The sequence below is a fragment of the Burkholderia sp. AU39826 genome, assembly GCF_020419965.1.
GTDB lineage: Bacteria > Pseudomonadota > Gammaproteobacteria > Burkholderiales > Burkholderiaceae > Burkholderia > Burkholderia semiarida.
The window spans coordinates 247,895-265,424 of record NZ_JAIZQG010000002.1; the positions used below are offsets into that span (position 1 = coordinate 247,895).

General features: G+C 71.0%; 17 protein-coding genes, 1 pseudogene and 1 riboswitch. Of the genes and pseudogenes, 11 read left to right on the top strand and 7 right to left on the bottom strand.

The genetic code is table 11. From position 1 onward, the window contains the following. The first annotated feature begins 7 nt into the window (after positions 1-7). The 4 genes from LGM42_RS05930 to LGM42_RS05945 all read left to right on the top strand — a co-directional run bounded on the left by LGM42_RS05930 (position 8) and on the right by LGM42_RS05945 (position 2,146). Positions 8-616 carry a vWA domain-containing protein gene (locus LGM42_RS05930; RefSeq protein WP_060318526.1) on the top strand — a complete coding sequence of 203 codons (609 nt, stop codon included), beginning with the start codon at positions 8-10 and terminating at the stop codon, positions 614-616. A 61-nt stretch (positions 617-677) separates the two neighbouring features. Further along, the gene (locus tag LGM42_RS05935; protein WP_021160082.1) at positions 678-1,130 is read left to right on the top strand and encodes a YaiI/YqxD family protein; all 453 of its coding nucleotides are present in this window, start codon (positions 678-680) and stop codon (positions 1,128-1,130) included. 85 nt (positions 1,131-1,215) lie between these two features. Continuing rightward, positions 1,216-1,788 carry a DUF1993 family protein gene (locus tag LGM42_RS05940; RefSeq protein WP_059643350.1) on the top strand — a complete coding sequence of 191 codons (573 nt, stop codon included), beginning with the start codon at positions 1,216-1,218 and terminating at the stop codon, positions 1,786-1,788. A gap of 31 nt (positions 1,789-1,819) precedes the next feature. Next, positions 1,820-2,146, top strand: coding sequence for a low molecular weight protein tyrosine phosphatase family protein (locus LGM42_RS05945; RefSeq protein WP_226231780.1), 327 nt, complete (start codon positions 1,820-1,822; stop codon positions 2,144-2,146). A gap of 42 nt (positions 2,147-2,188) precedes the next feature. Here the strand turns inward: LGM42_RS05945 and LGM42_RS05950 are convergent. Together LGM42_RS05950 and LGM42_RS05955 are read right to left on the bottom strand one after the other, a co-directional pair. Beyond that, positions 2,189-2,477, bottom strand: a pseudogene (locus LGM42_RS05950) (NUDIX domain-containing protein); the annotation flags it as partial. A gap of 99 nt (positions 2,478-2,576) precedes the next feature. Further along, entirely contained in the window at positions 2,577-2,837 is a 261-nt protein-coding gene (locus LGM42_RS05955) for a hypothetical protein (RefSeq protein ID WP_059584075.1), read from the bottom strand. Positions 2,838-3,114: 277 nt separating this feature from the next. Between LGM42_RS05955 and LGM42_RS05960 the strand changes: the two genes are divergently transcribed. From LGM42_RS05960 to LGM42_RS05975, 4 genes are all read left to right on the top strand, one after another. Beyond that, on the top strand, positions 3,115-4,278 hold the full coding sequence (locus LGM42_RS05960; protein WP_226231781.1) for a CaiB/BaiF CoA transferase family protein: 1,164 nt from the start codon (positions 3,115-3,117) through the stop codon (positions 4,276-4,278). Between the two features lie 135 nt (positions 4,279-4,413). Further along, complete coding sequence (locus LGM42_RS05965; RefSeq protein WP_226231782.1) at positions 4,414-5,715, top strand: CitMHS family transporter; 1,302 nt, start codon at positions 4,414-4,416, stop codon at positions 5,713-5,715. Positions 5,716-5,752: 37 nt separating this feature from the next. Next, positions 5,753-6,919, top strand: a complete 1,167-nt coding sequence (locus tag LGM42_RS05970; RefSeq protein ID WP_226231783.1) for an acyl-CoA dehydrogenase family protein — start codon at positions 5,753-5,755, stop codon at positions 6,917-6,919. 60 nt (positions 6,920-6,979) lie between these two features. Continuing rightward, on the top strand, positions 6,980-7,723 hold the full coding sequence (locus LGM42_RS05975) for an IclR family transcriptional regulator (protein WP_226231784.1): 744 nt from the start codon (positions 6,980-6,982) through the stop codon (positions 7,721-7,723). A gap of 86 nt (positions 7,724-7,809) precedes the next feature. Here LGM42_RS05975 and LGM42_RS05980 read toward each other — a convergent pair whose 3' ends face one another. The 5 genes from LGM42_RS05980 to cobG all read right to left on the bottom strand — a co-directional run bounded on the left by LGM42_RS05980 (position 7,810) and on the right by cobG (position 13,985). Continuing rightward, on the bottom strand, positions 7,810-9,165 hold the full coding sequence (locus LGM42_RS05980; protein ID WP_060318541.1) for a chitinase: 1,356 nt from the start codon (positions 9,163-9,165) through the stop codon (positions 7,810-7,812). A 351-nt stretch (positions 9,166-9,516) separates the two neighbouring features. Next, positions 9,517-11,238: a precorrin-3B C(17)-methyltransferase gene (gene cobJ, locus LGM42_RS05985; protein ID WP_226231785.1), complete on the bottom strand. Its 1,722-nt coding sequence runs from the start codon at positions 11,236-11,238 to the stop codon at positions 9,517-9,519. Then, positions 11,235-11,969, bottom strand: a complete 735-nt coding sequence (locus tag LGM42_RS05990; protein ID WP_060318548.1) for a precorrin-2 C(20)-methyltransferase — start codon at positions 11,967-11,969, stop codon at positions 11,235-11,237. The genes cobJ and LGM42_RS05990 overlap by 4 nt, the downstream gene beginning before the upstream one ends. Next, on the bottom strand, positions 11,966-12,592 hold the full coding sequence (locus LGM42_RS05995; RefSeq protein WP_226231786.1) for a precorrin-8X methylmutase: 627 nt from the start codon (positions 12,590-12,592) through the stop codon (positions 11,966-11,968). Before LGM42_RS05995 ends, LGM42_RS05990 begins: the two co-directional genes overlap by 4 nt. Then, a complete protein-coding gene (cobG, locus tag LGM42_RS06000; protein ID WP_226231787.1) occupies positions 12,585-13,985 on the bottom strand; it encodes a precorrin-3B synthase in 1,401 nt (466 codons plus the stop codon). Before cobG ends, LGM42_RS05995 begins: the two co-directional genes overlap by 8 nt. 67 nt (positions 13,986-14,052) lie before the next feature. Further along, positions 14,053-14,244, bottom strand: a riboswitch (cobalamin riboswitch). A 202-nt stretch (positions 14,245-14,446) separates the two neighbouring features. Between cobG and cbiE the strand changes: the two genes are divergently transcribed. The 3 genes from cbiE to LGM42_RS06015 are packed head-to-tail and all read left to right on the top strand — an operon-like array spanning position 14,447 to position 17,525. Continuing rightward, positions 14,447-15,709, top strand: a complete 1,263-nt coding sequence (gene cbiE / locus LGM42_RS06005) for a precorrin-6y C5,15-methyltransferase (decarboxylating) subunit CbiE (protein WP_226232038.1) — start codon at positions 14,447-14,449, stop codon at positions 15,707-15,709. After that, positions 15,709-16,797 (top strand): cobalt-precorrin-5B (C(1))-methyltransferase, encoded by a 1,089-nt coding sequence (locus LGM42_RS06010; protein ID WP_226231788.1) that lies wholly within the window; start codon positions 15,709-15,711, stop codon positions 16,795-16,797. Before cbiE ends, LGM42_RS06010 begins: the two co-directional genes overlap by 1 nt. Further along, complete coding sequence (locus LGM42_RS06015; RefSeq protein ID WP_226231789.1) at positions 16,794-17,525, top strand: cobalt-precorrin-6A reductase; 732 nt, start codon at positions 16,794-16,796, stop codon at positions 17,523-17,525. The genes LGM42_RS06010 and LGM42_RS06015 overlap by 4 nt, the downstream gene beginning before the upstream one ends. Positions 17,526-17,530 lie beyond the last annotated feature (5 nt).

Consider the following 17,530-nt stretch of genomic DNA (forward strand, 5'->3'; position numbering starts at 1 on the left):
GGCGCGCGTGCCGGGTACGTTGCGTGCCGGCACGGCCGTCGCGTGGCCGGCGACGCTCGCCGCGAAACGCGGGAGCCCGCTGCATCGCGACCATCTGCGCTTCGCGAAACGCGCGGGCACGCCGCACGCGCTGCATTGCTTCGTGCTGGATTGTTCGGCGTCGATGCTATCGCACGAGCGGCTCGCGCTCGCGAAGGGGCTGATCGTCGCGTATTTCGATCAGGCCGCGCGTGAGCGTGCCGAAACCGCGCTGGTCTGCTTCGGCGGCAACGGCGCCGCGCGGCGCTTCGGCCCGGCCGTGCCGCGCTGGTGGAATGCGCGCTGGCTCGAGCCGGTCGACGGCGGCGGCGGCACGCCGCTGGCGGACGGCATCGCGGCCGCCGCGCAGTTGCTCGCCCGCGCGGCGCGCCGCGAGCCGGCCAGGCAGCGCTGGCTGTGGGTGCTGTCCGACGGGCGCACGCGCGAGATGCCGGCCAGACCCGCGGCAGCCGATCACGTCGTGTTCGTCGACTTCGACGATGCGGCCGTGCGGATCGGGCAGGGCCCACGGCTTGCCGCGGCGTGGGGCGCGCAGTGGGTGACGGCCGACGCGCTTCGCACGGATCTCGCGGGCTGATGGCCGCCCGGCGGTGCGCTATGATCACCGTTTCCGCTTCTGCTCCCTGGAAACTCCCGCCATGCAAGTATTGGTCGATGCCGACGCGTGTCCCGCCGTCATCAAGGACATGCTGTTTCGCGCCGCGCGTCGTGCCGAAATCTGCGTGACGCTGGTCGCGAACCAGTTTCTGCGCACGCCGCCGTCGCCGTTCATCAAGGCCGTGCAGGTGCCGGCCGGCTTCGACGTGGCCGATGCGCGCATCGTCGAGCTGGCGGAAGCCGGCGACCTCGTGATCACCGCCGACATCCCGCTGGCCGCCGCGGTGCTCGACAAGGGCGCGCATGCGCTCGACCCGCGCGGCAACTGGTTCAGTCGCGAAAACATCGAGGAGCGCCTGTCGACGCGCGCGATGATGGACCAGTTGCGCAGCGCGGGCATCGACACGGGCGGCCCGGCGCCATTCAGCGCACGCGACGGCAAGGCATTCGCATCTCAGCTCGACCGTTTTCTGGCGCGGCACGGCAAGCCGTAACGACACGTCGGCGCCCCCGCCGGGATGCAGGTTTGCGCCGACGCTGCTATCGTGTGGCGCGAACCCCCAGCACAGGAGCGCACGCGTGTCACCGACCCAACTTCTCGTTCCGACGTACACCCAGATGCTGCGCGCGCAGTCCGCGTGGCTCGACAAGGCCGTCGCGCACCGGCAAGCCGCGGGCGAGGAACCCGACGCGGCGATGACGCTGAGGCTGGCGCCCGACATGTATCCGCTCGCCGCCCAGGTGCGTTTCTCGTGTTTCCAGGCGATGGAGCCGGTCCACCGGCTGCGTGGCGAGCCGCTGCCGGCTGCCTTGCTGGCGCTGCGCGAGGCCGGCTGGAACGCCGATGCGCAACCCGGCTCGCCGGCCGACGCGCAGGCGATCATCGCCGGTACGCTCGCCTTTCTCGGGGAACTCGCGCCCGATGCGCTCGACGGCGGCGCGGCGCTGCCGATCTCGCTCGAGCTGCCGAACGGGACCGCGTTCGACATGACGGGCGAACAGTACGCGCGCGACTGGGCGCTGCCGCAGTTCTACTTTCACGCGATCGCCGCGTACGCGATCCTGCGCCATCACGGCGTCGAGCTCGGCAAGGCCGATTACGTGCCGCACATGCTCGCGTACGTGCGGCCGGGCACGATTCCGCAAGGCTGAGCGGGCCATCCCTGGGCGGCCGCGAAGCGACATGACGCGCGCACTGTTCATCTGCAGCCGCAACCGGCTGCGCAGCCCGACGGCCGAAGTGGTATTCGCCGCGTGGCCGGGCATCGAAACCGATTCCGCGGGCCTCGCGCCCGATGCGGACGCGCGGCTCACCGCCGAGCAGCTCGACTGGGCGGACATCGTGTTCGTGATGGAGCGCGCACACAAGGCGCGACTGTCCGCGCAATTCGGCGCGCATCTGAAGCACCGGAAGATCGTCTGCCTCGACATCCCCGACCGCTACGCGTTCATGCAGCCCGAACTCGTCGCGCTGCTCGAACGCAAGGCCGGCCCGTTCCTGCGCGCGTAATCGCCGCGGTCGGTACCCGAGCCCGGGCCGGCGTCGAGCTCGGCGAAGCGGCTCGCTCGTGCACTCTGAAAAACAGTCGAGCCGCGGCAGTTCGAGGATCTCGCGCGTCGGTACGCTCGCCCGAGCGTGTCGAGCCGGTCGACGGTGAATCACATGCAGCGCGCGATCTCGTTGCTCGCGCACGGCGTCAGGTTCGCCGGCACGTCGGCCAGGCCACCAACACATGACGCAGCTTCGTCAGGCCGCCGAACCGCACCACGTAGTCGAGTGCGAGCCCCTCCAGCCGCGTTTGCTCCGCAAGCTCCCGATGCGCGGCTTCGAGCGGCGTGTCGTGCGCCGCCCGGCGGCGACGGCATGCAGCCCGCAGCGCCGACGTGACCGGCCGTTCGTGACCGTTCCATGCGCCGCGGTCGCGCCCACGGACGACAGTTCACGCGTGCGTGTAGATTCCGCTGCGCGCGGGTTTCGCCCGGCGCGAATGGCGGCGCTTGTCAACGGCACGCCGGTGATGACGCGACGGCGCGGTGACGTGCCGGCGCGCGGGCGCGGGCCGCGCGGCCGGCCCCGCAGCATGCGGCGCGGCGCCCGGCATCCCGGTTTGTCCTTCGCCGAAGTGGAAAGTCTGGTTCTGCGCGTGCGCGACGCCCAGCGACGACACCAGCACGAAGGCCGCCAGCCACAACCGTTTCATGAATGTTCTGCCTTGTATGGATAGGGATGAAGGTTGCCCGCCAGCTTAGCGAAGCGCAGGGCGCCACCGCAACCGGCGCGCGTTCGGTGTCATCCCTACTGGCACGCGACGGCGTGATCCGGACGGCAAGCGGGTCCATCCGGGCTTGACAACATAATTCGTGAGTGTGAATATAAATTCACACACAAGAATTATTCATCGAATCCGGACTGGCCGCGCGCAAGCGCCGGCCCACCGGAACCGGCAGTCCGATCGACCGGAACCAGGAGCGAGACGCATGGCGGAACACGAGCAGCAGGGCGCGCTGGCGGGATTGCGCATCATCGATCTGTCGCGGGTGCTGGGCGGCCCGTACGCGACCCAGATCCTCGCCGACCACGGCGCGGAGGTGATCAAGGTCGAACCGCCTTCCGGCGACGAGACGCGTACGTGGGGCCCGCCGTTCGACGGCGACACAGCGTCGTACTTCCTCGGCGTGAACCGCAACAAGCTCGGCATCGCGCTCGACCTGACGCAGCCGGCCGATCGCGAGCGGCTGCTCGGGCTGCTCGAACACGCGGACGCGCTGGTCGAGAACTTCAAGATCGGCACGATGGAGCGCTGGGGGCTCGGTTTCGATGCGCTGCACGCGCGGTTTCCGCGCCTCGTTTATTGCCGCGTGTCGGGTTTCGGCGCGGATGGTCCGCTCGGCGGGCTGCCGGGCTATGACGCGGCCGTGCAGGCGCTCGCGGGGCTGATGAGCGTCAACGGCGAAGCCGGCGGCGCACCGTTGCGTGTCGGCGTGCCGATCGTCGATCTCGTCACGGGGCTGAACGCGGCGCTCGGCGTGCTGATGGCGCTGCGCGAGCGCGATGCGAGCGGGCGCGGCCAGTTCGTCGAATCGACGCTGTTCGACTGCGCGCTGTCGATCCTCCATCCGCATACGCCGAACTTCTTCCATTCGGGCCAGGCGCCCGTGCGCACCGGCAACGCGCATCCGAACATCACGCCGTATGACAGCTTTCCGACGGCGGGCGCCGACATCTTCCTGGCGGTCGGCAACAACGGGCAGTTCGCCGCGCTGTGCGACGTGCTCGGCACGCGCGACTGGCTCGACGATCCGCGCTTCGCGGACAACCGCGCGCGCAGCCGGAACCGCGCCGCGCTGCGCACGCTGCTCGAAACGGCGCTGGCCGCGCACGACGGCGCGACGCTCGCCGAGCGACTGATGCACCGCGGCGTGCCGTGCGCGCCCGTGCTCGCGCTCGACGCGGCGCTCGCCCACCCGCATGTCGCGCATCGGCGGATGAAGGTCGAGCTGGGCCGGCATCGCGGCATCGCGTCGCCGATCAAGCTCGGCCGCACGCCGGCCACGTACCGGCGGCCGCCGCCCGCGCTGAACGAACATGCGGCACAGGTGTTTGCGGATGACAACGGCAACGACGACAACCGCCGGACCTGACCGGCCTGGCCGCCGTCGGCCGTGCCGCCTTGCGGCGCACGGCCGCGCGCGCCGGCACACCAACCATTCGGACATCACGCCGGCCCGCGCATCGACACGCACCGACACGCGCACCGGCTGAAGAGGAGACGCATCATGCTCGCATGGATCGGCGCGATCGCCATCGTCGCGCTGTTCGGCCTGATCATCACGAAGCGGCTGTCGCCGCTCGTCGCGCTGATCGTCGTGCCGGTGGCCGCGTCGTTCGCGGCCGGCTTCGGGCTGCAGACCGGCAAGTTCGTCGTGCACGGCGTACAGAACATCGGCCCGATCGCCGGGATGTTCGTTTTTGCGATTCTATTTTTCGGTATCCTCACCGATGCGGGGATGCTCGATCCGATCATCGCCGGCGTGCTGCGCGTGATCGGCTGCCATCCGCCGCGCATCGTGACGGGCTCGGCGCTGCTCGCGCTGCTGATCCATCTCGACGGCTCGGGCGCCGTCACGTTTCTCGTCACGCTGCCCGCGATGATGCCGCTCTATACGCGGCTCGGGATGGATCGTCGCATCCTCGCGTGCGTCGCGTCGATGGCGGCCGGCGTCAATTTCCTGCCGTGGGTCGGGCCGATGCTGCGCGCGTCGGCCGCGCTGCACATTCCCGGCTCGGCGATCTTCACGCCGATGATCCCGGTGCAGATCGTCGGGCTCGTGTTCGTATTCGGCACCGCGTACGTGCTCGGCGTGCGCGAGGCGAAGCGGCTCGGGCTCGACCGCGCCGGCGCGGCCGCGCTCGCGATCGCACCGCGCGAGCTGACCGACGCCGAGCGCGCGTTGCGCCGGCCGGGCCGCTTCGGAATCAACGTCGCGCTGACGCAGGTCGTGCTCGTCACGCTGGTGTCGGGCATCGTCGACCCGATGGTGATGTTCATGCTCGGCACGGTCGCCGCGCTCGTGATCAATTATCCGGACGTGCACGCGCAGCGCGAGCGGATCGACGCGCATGCGAAGGCCGCGCTGATGATGGCGAGCGTGCTGCTCGCGGCCGGCGCGTTCACCGGCATCATGTCCGGCACCGGGATGCTGAAGGCGATGGCCGAGGTCGTCGTCGCGCACGTGCCGGTCGAGCATGCGCGCCACATGCCGTTCGTGCTCGGGCTGCTGTCGATGCCGCTCAGCCTGCTGTTCGATCCCGATTCGTTCTACTTCGGCGTGCTGCCGGTGCTCGCGGAGAGCGGCAAGCTGCTCGGCGTGCCACCGATCCAGATGGCGCAGGCCGCGCTGCTCGGCCAGATGACGACGGGTTTCCCGGTGAGCCCGCTCACGCCCGCGACGTTCCTGATCGTCGGCCTGACCGGCGTCGAGCTCGCCGAGCACCAGAAATTCACGATTCCGTTCCTGTTCGCCGCCACCGTGCTGATGGTCTTCGCCGCGGTCGCGACGGGCGTGTTTCCATTGTGAGCGGCGCGGCCGTTCACGCTTGCCGGGAGAGCAGTCCATGCAGTTCAACCTGACCGACGACCAGCGCGCGATCGAAAGCGCGATCGAGAAAATCTGCGCGCGCTTCGGCGACGACTACTGGCTCGAACGCGATCGCGCGGGCGGGTTTCCGGCCGATTTCCACGCGGCGCTCGCCGAGGCCGGGTGGCTCGGCATCGCGATGGATCCGGCCTACGGCGGCGCCGGCCTCGGGATGACCGAGGCGGCGCTGATGATGCGCACGATCAGCGCGTCGGGCGCCGGGCTGTCCGGCGCGTCGGCCGTCCACATGAACATCTTCGGTCTGAATCCGGTGCAGGTGTTCGGCAACGATGCGCAGAAGGCGCGCTTCCTGCCACCGCTGATCGCCGGGCGCGACAAGGCATGCTTCGCGGTGACCGAACCCGACGCCGGGCTCGACACCACGCACCTGAGCACGCAGGCGCGCCGCGACGGCGATCACTACGTGCTGAGCGGGCGCAAGATCTGGATCTCGACCGCGCAGGTCGCGAACAAGATGCTGATCATCGCGCGCACGACACCGCTCGATCAGGTCGCGAAACCGACCGACGGGCTGAGCCTGTTCTATACCGACCTCGACCGCTCGCGCGTCGAGGTGCGCGAAATCGAGAAGATGGGCCGCAAGGCGGTCGATTCGAACATGCTGTTCATCGACAATCTGCGCGTGCCGCGCGACGACCTGATCGGCAACGAAGGTGACGGCTTCCGCTATCTGCTGCACGGGCTGAACCCCGAACGGATCCTGATCGCCGCCGAGGCGATCGGGCTCGGGCAGGCCGCGCTGCGCCGCGCGACGCAGTATGCGTGCGAGCGCGTGGTGTTCGGCCGGCCGATCGGGCAGAACCAGTCGATCCAGCATCCGCTCGCGCAGGCATGGATGCAGCTCGAGGCCGCGTGGCTGATGGTGATGAAGGCCGCGACGCGCTACGACGCGGGCCAGTCGTGCGGCGCGGAGGCGAACGCGGCGAAATACCTCGGCGCGGAAGCGGCGTTCCAGGCGTGCCAGACGGCGATCGCGACGCACGGCGGGATGGGGTACGCGAAGGAATACCATGTCGAGCGCTACCTGCGCGAGTGTATGATTCCGAGGCTCGCGCCCGTGAGTCCGCAACTGATCCTGTGCTACATCGCGGAGAAGGTGCTCGGGCTGCCGAAGTCGTACTGACCGTACCGACCCGGCGGCCCGCCCGGCGCGCGGGTTCCCGTTCCGAATCAAGCGCTCGTCATGGACGTCAAACTCGTTGCCCGCACGCTCGACCTGTTCGAGCTGTTCGCCGCCGAACGGCGGCCGCTGCCGCTCACCGAACTCGCGCGCCTGCTCAACGTGCCGGCGTCGAGCTGCCTCGCGATGGCGCGCACGCTCGTGAGCCGCGGCTATCTGTACGAAGTGCGCAAGCGCGGCGGCTACTATCCGACGCGGCGCCTGCAGACGGTCGCCGCCGCGATCGACGCGACCGATCCGGTCGTCGACATCGTGCATCCGCACCTCGTCGCACTGCGCGACGCGAGCCGCGAAACGGCCGTGCTCGGCAAGATCCAGGGCGCGTCGGTCACGTACCTCGACGTCGTCGAATCGGAGCAGGCGATCCGCTATACGCGCCAACCGGGCGAACTGCGGCCGCTGCATGCGAATTCGATCGGCAAGGCGATCTTCGCGGAACTCGCCGCCGATGCGCAGCAGGCACTCGGCGCGCAACTACCATTCGAACGCTTCACCGACGCGACGGTGGCCGACCTGCCGGCGCTCGTCGCGCAGACCGCGCGGTTTCGCGAACTCGGCTGGGCGGAGAATTTCGGCGAAAGCGCGCCCGAACTGTCGGCGATCGCGGTCGCGCTGACGCTCGACGGCGACTGGTACGGGCTGTCGATCGTCGGGCCGACCGAGCGGATCCGCCAGCATCGCGACACGCATGCGGCGCTGCTCGTCGACGCGAAGGCGCGGCTGCTGGCCGAGCACGCGCGCGGGTAGGGCGCCGGCTGCGGGCCGTCGCCGGCGTGCGGTCCTGCCACGCCGAAAACGGCCCGCCGCGCGTCACGCGCGAGCGCGCCGCACCGTCACGACTTCACCCACACGCCGCCCGCGCTCGGGTTGTCGCCCTGCGTCCACCATTTCGCGCAATACTTCGCGCCCTGGTACGTCACGCACGTGCCGCCCTGGTACGCGGTCGTCGCCGACCACGCAGGCGTGCCGCCGCCGACCGGCTTCCACACGGCGGCCTGGCCGGGCACGTCGCCCTGCGTCCACCACTGCGCCTGATACGTCGTGCCCTGGTAGGTGACCGTCGCGCCGGCCGTATAGACCTGGCCGGCCGCCCACGGTGCACCCGGCTGAGGCGTGCCGCCGTCCGAGCCGCCGCCGTAGTTCGGGTCCTGCGTGACGCCCGCGCCCCACTTGCCGTCGAGCTTCCTGAAGATCGCCGCGAACGCGTACGGCTGCTGCGCGACGCCCGAGCAGGTCGGCGACGCATACGTGCCGCCGGACGGGCACGCCTGATCGCGGCCGACCGACCAGTTGCCGAAGAAACCGTAGCCGTTCGCGACCGCCGCGTTCAGCACGGTCTGCGCATTCGCGAGCGTGAAGGTTTCGCCCTGCACGTCGTTCACGCCGATCATCGGCGTGACGCCGACCATCTGCCACAGCTGCGCGTTGGTCTTCGGCTGGCCGGCCGACTTGAACGCCGTGTCGAGCTGCGAATACAGCGCCTGCGCGGCGCTGATCGCCGCGGCGCCCATGTCGATGTTCGCGGGGCCGTAATCCATCGCCATCACGTTGACCGCATCGAACGTGGTCTTGTTCGAGATGGCCGCGTTGACGACGTTCACGCCGTCCTGCGTGAGCCCGGTCGGCATCGTCGGCAACGTCAGCGTCACGTGCAGCGGCTTGCCCTTCGCCGCGTAGTCGGCCTGCAGTTGCGCGACCGCCTGGAAGTTGCGCGCCACCGCCGCCGTATCCTGCTGCGACGCACCCTCGATGTCGAAATCGACATGCGTGAGGCCGTACGTATCGATCACCGTCTGGTATGCAGTCTTCAGCGCGGGGACCGTCGAGCACGCCTGCATCAGCGGCGTGCCGTTCGCGCCGCCGAACGACACGGCGACTTCGCCGCCTTTCGCGCGGTAGCTCGCGATCGACGTGGACAGCGCGGTCAGTAGCCCGCCGCTCGCGCCGTTGCCGATCGGCTGCACGCCGCCCCACGACGGCACGCAGCCGTTGCCCGCGACCACGAACGCGAGCGTGAACTGCTGGATGCCCTGGCGCACGCCGATCTGGTCGACCAGCGGTGTCGGATAAAGCGTCACGTCGACATACGGTGCATAGACGCCGGCACCGTGCGACACGCTCGCCATCGCGAGCAGACAACCCGCGGCAAACGCACGCGGAACGAAACGCGGCAACACATTGTTGTTCATTCTGTGTTCTCCAAGTGGAAGAGGGATACGCTGGCCTGCGTATCGCCGCCGGCGGGCAACGCAGGTGTCCCACCGGCGGCGTGCCTATCTTGGAGGATTCGCGTCGAATAGGGAATTTAGGTGTTCTTCTTTTCGTTATTCGATTTCCGATACGTAACGAATTTGCCGATTCGTTCGCGTTTCGAAACGCGGGGCGGGCACTTTTTCCGACCGGTCGCGCGACGCAGTGCGCATGGACCGGTTCCAGAGAACCGGCGACGCGCCGGCATGCCGATTGCCGGTGCGCATGCATGCGCATTCACGCGAGCGTCGCCGGGGATGCGGTACGCGCCACGCCGCGCGCAGCCGCGTTCACCGATACCAGCGCGGCGTATAGACCCATTCGCGCGCGTTGCCGATCGCGAAACGCCGTGTCGTCGACGAGCCGACGATCACCATCGTGCGCATGTCGACCTGCGCGCCGCGCAGCGCGCCGAGCGTCGTCGTCGAGAGCGTCGCGCCCGGCCGGCCGATGTCGCGGCCGAGCACGACCACCGTATCGGCCGCGCGATGCGCGCGCACGATATCGAGCGCACGGTCGAGCTGCCACGGCCGCGCGCGCGAGATCGGGTTGTAGAACGCCATCACGAGATCGGCTTGCGCCGCGTGCCGCAGGCGCGTCTCGATCACGTCCCACGGCTTCAGGTTGTCCGACAGCGAGATCGCGCAGAAATCGTGGCCGAGCGGCGCGCCGGCCTGCGCGGCCGTCGCGAGCGACGCGGAGATGCCGGGCTCCACGCGCAAGTCGACCGCGGCCCATTGCGGGTCGCGTGCTTCGTCGAGCGCTTCGAGCACGGCCGCGGCCATCGCGAACACGCCGGGGTCGCCCGACGACACGACCGCGACGCGCCGGCCCTCGGCCGCGAGTTCGAACGCATGGCGCGCGCGCTGCATTTCCTCGCGATTGTCGGTGCCGTGCACGCGCTGGTCCGCCCGAAACGGGCCGGCCATGTTCACGTAGGTCGTGTAGCCGAGGATGTCGGTCGCGTCCGCGAGCGCCGCGCGCGCGGCCGGCGTGAGCCATGCTGCGCCGCCCGGGCCGAGGCCGAGCACCGTCAGGCGGCCGCGTGCGCGGCCGAGCGTGGCCGGATCGACCGGCTGCGATGCGACCGCGCACGCGAGACCGTTCGCTGCGTCACGCAGCGTGTGGGTGACACGTAATGCGCGGCCGAGCAGCGTGGCGGCGTCCGCGGGCGCGTCGCGGTCACGATCGCCACCGCTATCGACGAAACGCAGCGGCACGTCGAGCGTGCTCGCCGCTTCTTCCAGTGCGGCGTCGCCGATCGCCGACGCCGGCGCGACGATGGCCGCGAGCGCCAGCCGCGCGAGGCCCTGCCCGTCGAGCGCGGCTTCGATACGCACGGCCAGCGCTTGCGCTGCATGCACGGCATCCGCCGCCACGCCGACCACCACGCTGCGCGGATGAATCACGAGTTCGTCGCGCGCGCCGCGCCACGCATCGGGCGTCACGCGAATCGCATGCGCGGCCGCGGCATCGCGCGGCAACGCGACCCCGTCGAGCCACGGCGCGGCGCCGTCGATGCGCGTCGACGCGCCCGCGAGCAGGTCGGACACGAAGCGCTTGCCTTGCGCGAGGTCGGCGAGCGCATAGCCTTCCGGCGGATTGAGCACGCATGCGCCGAAGCGCAGTTCGCCGCTCGTCGTGATCGCCGGCGCGACGCCGACGCATGCGGCGATTTCACGCGCGATCGCGTTGACGCCCGTCAGCCCGCCCAGCAGCGGCACGACGGCCGAGCCGTCCTCCGCGACCGCGAGCACCGGCGGCTCGACGCCCTTGTCGGCGAGCGCGGGCGCGAGGCAGCGGATCACGATGCCGGCCGCGCACAGCGCGACGATCGGCAAGCCGCGTGCATAGAGTTCGCGCAGGTGCGCGCCGAGTTCGTCGAACGACACGTCGGCGTCGACGCGCGAGGCAAGCCCGTGCACGCGGGCGCCCGGGTAACGCGCCTGGATACGCCGTGCGGTATCGAGCGCGCCCGCGCCGAGAATCACGATCGCGGGCGGCGTCGTCATCCTTGCCATTTTTCCCCCGGCACGACGAGCAGCGAGAAATACGGCGACGCCATCGGATCGACCTCGTCGAGCGGCACGATGCGCTGGTTCGCCATCGTCGCGCGCTCGACGTACAGCGCGCGCTTCGCGAGCCCGAGTTCGTCGAGCACGCGCCGCACCTTGTCGAAATTGCGGCCGAGCTTCATCACGACGGCCGCGTCGGCCCGCGCGAGCCGCTCGCGCAGTTCGTGCTCGGGCAGCACGCCCGACAGCACCGACAGGCTCTGGTTGCGATAGACGAGCGGCTGGCCGAGGACGGCCGTGCCGCCGAGCATCGCGCACACGCCGGGAATCACCTCGGTGTCGTAGCGCGGCGCGAGGCGGTCGTGCAGATACATGTACGAGCCGTAGAAGAACGGGTCGCCTTCGCAGATCACCGCGACGTCGCGGCCCGCATCGAGGTGCGCGGCGACGATGTCGGCCGCGGTGTCGTAGAAATCGGCGATCACCGTCTCGTAGCACAGCGGCGGCGGCAGCGCCTCGGTCGTCACCGGGTAGACGAGCGGCAGTTGCGTCTGCCCGTCGAGCAGGTGCGCCTCGACGATGCCGTACGCGTTGCCTTTCTTGCCTTTCGCGACGAAATACGCGACCACCGGCGCCGCCTGCAGCACGCGCAGCGCCTTGATCGTCATCAGTTCAGGGTCGCCTGGGCCGACGCCGACCCCGAACAGCCGTCCGCGCGCCGTCGTCATTCGACCTCCGTTGCAAGCGCATTGACCGCGGCGGCGGCCATCGCGCTGCCGCCGCGCCGGCCGAGCAGCGCGACGTACGGCACGCCGCGGCTGTCGGCGTCGAGCATCGCCTTCGATTCGGCCGCGCCGATGAAACCGACCGGGAAGGCGAGGATCAGCGCGGGGCGCGGCGCGCCGGCGTCGATCATGTCGAGCAGATGAAACAGCGCGGTCGGCGCATTGCCGATGACGACGACGCTGCCCGCGAGATGCGGGCGCCACAGTTCGAGCGCCGCGGCCGAACGCGTGTTGCCCAGTTGCCGCGCGAGATCGGGCACCTCCGGCTCGCCGAGCGTGCAGATCACGCGATTGGCCGCGGGCAGCCGTGCACGCGTGATGCCTTCGGCGACCATCCTCGCGTCGCACAGGATCGGCGCGCCGGCCGCGAGCGCGGTACGGCCGGCCGTGCCGGCGCCCGCGGAAAAACGCAGGTCGTACACGATGTCGACCATCCCGCACGCATGGATCACGCGCACCGCGAGTTTCTCGAGATCGGGCGGGATCTGCGACAGGTCGGCCTCGGCGCGGATCGTCGCGAACGACTGGCGGTAGATTTCCTGCCCGTCGCGAATGTAGTCAAGCATCGGTGGTGTCCTGGGTGTGCCGCGCGTCCATGAGTCGGACCGCGGCCTGGTCAATCGTCAGATGGCGCGCGAGCGGGGCGCCGAGGCCCGCGGCCGCGTCGCGCCGGTAAAGGTCGTAGTGCGCGGGCGCCACCGCGACGAGCGTATGCGCGGCGGGGTGCGGCAGCGCGCAGTGGCGTTCGCAACCGGTCAGATGCACGTCGAGCGGATGGCCGAGACGCGCGGCGAGCGCGCGCGCGTCGTGTTTCGTGTCGGCGTGCGCTTTCGCGCAGCCTGCGCTGCCGGTGCAGGCGACGAGCGCCGCCAGCGGTTCGGACGACGCGCACACGAGGCCGAGCGACGCGAGTGCTTCGCGCATCGCGGCCGCACGCGCGTTCGGGACGCCGTGCATGAACACGCCTTGCCACGGCGTCATCGACAGCGTGCCGTCGCCGTCGACTTCGGCCAGCGCGGCGAGCCGTTCCAGTTGCGCCGCGTCGAGCCGCCCGAGCGCGAATTGCGCGCCGACGCTGCAGCGCGCCGCGTCGCGCGACGGGCGCGCGCCGAAGCGCAACGCGGGGTCGGTGCGCGTGCGCCGCCAGTCGGCAAGCGCCGGATCGGCCGCGAGCGGGAAGGGCAGGTCGTGCTGCGCGCGTTCGAGCAGCGTGCGTTCGTCGCACGTCTCCAGCAACGCGCGCATCCGCGTGACCTCGGCCGGCGCGAGATCGAGGAACGCGCGCAGCAGCGCGCGAACCAGCGCGACGGCCTGATCGGGCGATACGTCGACCGAAGCCGGCCGGTCGCCGCGCGCAACCGGCGGACAGCCGGCCAGCCCCGCCGCGACACGCATCGCGCCGTCGCCGCGACGCCACGCCGCCAGCCAGATGTCGTGCGGATGATCGAGCGCCGCGACCGTTTCGCCGCCGTCGAGCTGGATCGAGAATTTCGGCGACAGTTCGCCGCGGCGCGGCTCGCTCGCCAGCATGTCGAGCAGCGACTCGGCGAGCGCGCGGCTATCGACGAGCGCGGCCGGGTCGTGCCCGGCGAGCGGGCTCACCATCACGTTGCGGACGTCGTCGCTCGCCGCGAGCGCGGCTGCATCGACGGTGGCGTTGTCGGCGCTTGCGCGGGGGCCGAGCCCCGCGTCGAGCAGCGCGTGCGCCAGCGCATCGGCCGCGCCGTCGCGAATGCCGCGCAGCTGGAGATTCGCGCGATTGGTCGCGTCGATCGCACCGGAGCCGTACAGGCGCGCGGCGGCGGCGATCGCGCGCGCCTGGCGCGCGTCGAGCCGGCCGCCCGGCAGCTTGATCCGGCACAGCCCGCCGTCGACGGCCGCGACCACGCGCACGAGCCCCGGGCAAGCCGACGGGCGCACGGCGGGCGACGCAGGAATCGAATCGGGAGCGGAATTCAACGGGATACCGGGACAGTGTGGCGCCGCGGCCAACGCATCGGTACACCCCGCCCGACGCCGACTGGCACGCACGCACTTTCTGGCCGGCAGGTCTCCTGGCTGACAGGTCGGCGCCGGCTCCCGGCCTTCCCGGTGAAACCAGTGGCATGAGGGGGAGATCGGCTCGCTGTCTACAGTTGCGGGGGCAGCCACAGCGGCGCGCGAGGCGCCCTGTGTTCCCTCTTCGGCCCCGAGGGGCACCGGCGAACGAACGGCCGTAGGATACCCGATTTCGGCCGCGATTCGCGACCGGCCGGCCATTCGCGGCGGGCGAAGCGGGCAACGATCGGGCGCGGGCGGGCCGGCGGATGAAACGCCGGGTGGAACACGGTACCATGCCGTTTTTCGCAATGCGGACGGCTGCACCGGCGCTTTCACGGCCGCGCGGCGACACGATGGAATCGAACGATGGGGAAGGGTGCATGACGGCGTGGCTGACGGTAGTGGGCATCGGCGACGACGGTTACGCGGGGCTCGGACGCCACGCGCGGCGCGCGCTGCTCGACGCGACGCATGTGGTCGGCGCGAAACGGCATCTCGACATGCTGCCCGCCCGGCTGCGGGCCGCGCGCGAAGCTTGGCCGTCGCCGTTCGACCTGTCGGGGCTGCTCGCGCGCCGCGGCGCGCCCGTATGCGTGCTTGCGAGCGGCGACCCGATGCTGTTCGGCGTCGGCGCGACGCTCGCCCGCCAGCTTTCTCCCGACGAATGGCGCGTGCTGCCCGCGCCGTCGTCGCTGTCCCTCGCCGCCGCGCGCCTCGGCTGGGCGCTGCAGGACGTCGGCGCGGTGTCGCTCGTCGGGCGTCCGCTCGCGACGCTGGCGCGCCACCTGCTGCCGGGCCGGCGCCTGTTCGTGCTGAGCGCCGACGGCCGCACGCCGGCCGCCGTCGCGGCCGAACTCGCCGCACGCGGCTTCGGGCCGACGCGCGTCAGCGTGTTCGAGCATCTGGGCGGGCCGCTCGAGCGCCGTATCGACGGCCTCGCGCAGGACTGGAACGTCGACGAAACCGCCGCGCTCAATCTCGTCGCGCTGGACTGCCAGGCGGGGCCCGATGCGCCGCGCCGCGCGCTCACGCCCGGCCTGCCCGACGACGCATACCGCCACGACGGCCAGCTCACCAAGCGCGACCTGCGCGCGATGACGCTAGGTCGTCTTGCGCCGGCCCCCGGCGAACTGTTGTGGGACGTCGGCGCCGGCAGCGGGTCGATCGGCATCGAATGGATGCGCGCGCATCCATCCTGCCAGGCGATCGCGATCGAAGCGCATGCGGAGCGGCAGCGCTTCATCGAACACAACCGCGATACGCTCGGCGTGCCGGGCCTGCAACTCGTCGCGGGCCGCGCGCCCGCTGCGCTCGCGGGGCTCGCCGCGCCCGACGCGATCTTCGTCGGCGGCGGCGCGACGGCGCCGGGTGTGCTCGACGCGTGCTGGGCGTCGCTGAAACCCGGCGGGCGGCTGGTCGCGAACGCGGTCACGCTGCAGGGCGAGACGGCGCTGGCCGCGTGGCGCGATGCGCATGGCGGCACGCTCACGCGCGTGTCGCTCGCGCATGCCGAGCCGCTCGGCCGCTTCGACACGTGGCGGCAGCCGCTGCCCGTCACGCTGTACGACGTGCGCAAGCCCGACGCGACAGACGCGACCAGCTCGTCGCATATGTCGAACACGTCGAACCCAATGGACGCGTGATGCGCGACGAAACCCCCGAACAGCCCGCGCCGCTGCGCTTCGGCTACACGACCGGCAGCTGCGCGACCGCGACGTCGCTCGCGGCCGCGCGGCTGTTGCTCGCAGGTCACGCGGACGACGCGGTCGAGATCGTGCTGCCGAAGGGGCAGCGCGTGATGATGCGGCTCGAATTCTGCCGCGCCACGGCCGAGGGCGCCGAAGCCGGCACGATCAAGGATGCCGGCGACGATCCGGACGTCACGCACGGCGCGCTGATCTTCGCGCGTGTCGCGCTCGCGGCGGCGCCCGGCGTGCGCTTTCATGCCGGGCCGGGCGTCGGCACGGTCACGCGTGCGGGGCTGACGCTGCCGGTCGGCGAACCGGCGATCAACCCGGTGCCGCGCCAGATGATGACCACGCACCTCGAAGCGCTCGCCGCCGAACACGGCTACGCGGGCGGCTTCGACGTGACGATCGGCGTCGAAGGCGGCGAGGCGCTCGCGCTGAAGACGATGAACTCGCGCCTGGGCATCGTCGGCGGGCTGTCGATCCTCGGCACGACCGGCATCGTGCGGCCGTTCTCGTGTTCGGCCTATATCGCGTCGATTCATCAGGGCATCGACGTCGCACGGGCGAACGGCATCGCGCACATCGCCGCCTGCACGGGCAACGCGAGCGAGGACGCGATGCGCGCGCACTACCGTCTGCCCGACATGGCGCTCATCGAAATGGGCGATTTCGCGGGCGCGGTGCTCAAGCACCTGCGGCGCGCGCCGGTCGCGCGCCTGTCGATGTGCGGCGGCTTCGGCAAGCTCAGCAAGCTCGCGGCCGGCCATCTCGACCTGCACAGCCGCCATTCGAGCATCGATCTGCCGCTGCTCGCGCAGTGGGCGGCCGAGGCCGGCGCGAGCGATGCGCTGCAGGCCGCGATGCGCGCCGCGAACACGAGCCAGGAAGCGTTGAAACTCGCGCAGGCCGACGGCGTGCCGCTCGGCGATCTCGTCTGCGCGCATGCGTTGCGGGTGGCGCGCGACATCGTGCCGCCGTCGGTCTCGGTCGAGATGTTCGCGATCGACCGGCAGGGCCGTTTCGTCGGGGAGGCGCGATGAGCCCGCGCATCCTACTGCTCGGCGGCACCGGCGATGCGCTGAAGATCGCGCGCACGCTCGGCCCGCATCATGTCTACAGTCTCGCCGGTCTCGGCAAGACGCCAGACGATCTGCGCTGCGACGTGCGCGTCGGCGGTTTCGGCGGCGCGGCCGGGCTCACCGCGTATCTTCGCGACGCCGGCATCGGTTTCGTGATCGACGCAACGCATCCGTATGCCGCGCAAATCAGCGCGAACGCCGCGGCGGCGACGCGCGCCGCGGGCGTGCCGCTCTGGGCGCTGCGACGCGCGCCGTGGACGCCGCAACCGGGCGACGACTGGCGGATGGTCGACGACTGGGCCGGCATCGAGGCCGCGCTCGCGCCGTTCAGGCGCCCGCTGTTCACGCTCGGCCGCGAGCCGCTCGCGCATCTCGACGCGATCCCGCCGCACCAGTTCTGGCTCGTGCGCTGCCTCGATGCGCACCCCGGCAACGCCCGCGCGCAGGTCGTCGCGGCGCGTGGGCCGTTCACGCCCGAAGGCGAGCGCGCGCTGTTCGCGCTGGCGGGCATCGACGTCGTCGTCAGCAAGAACAGCGGCGGCGCGGCCACCGAGGCCAAGCTCGACGTCGCGCGCGAACGCAGGCTGCCGGTCGTGATGCTGCGCCGGCCGCCGCTGCCCGATGCCGACCGCGCGTTCGACTCGGTCACGGCGCTCGTCGACGCACTCGATCCGGCCGCGCGCGCGTGACGCGA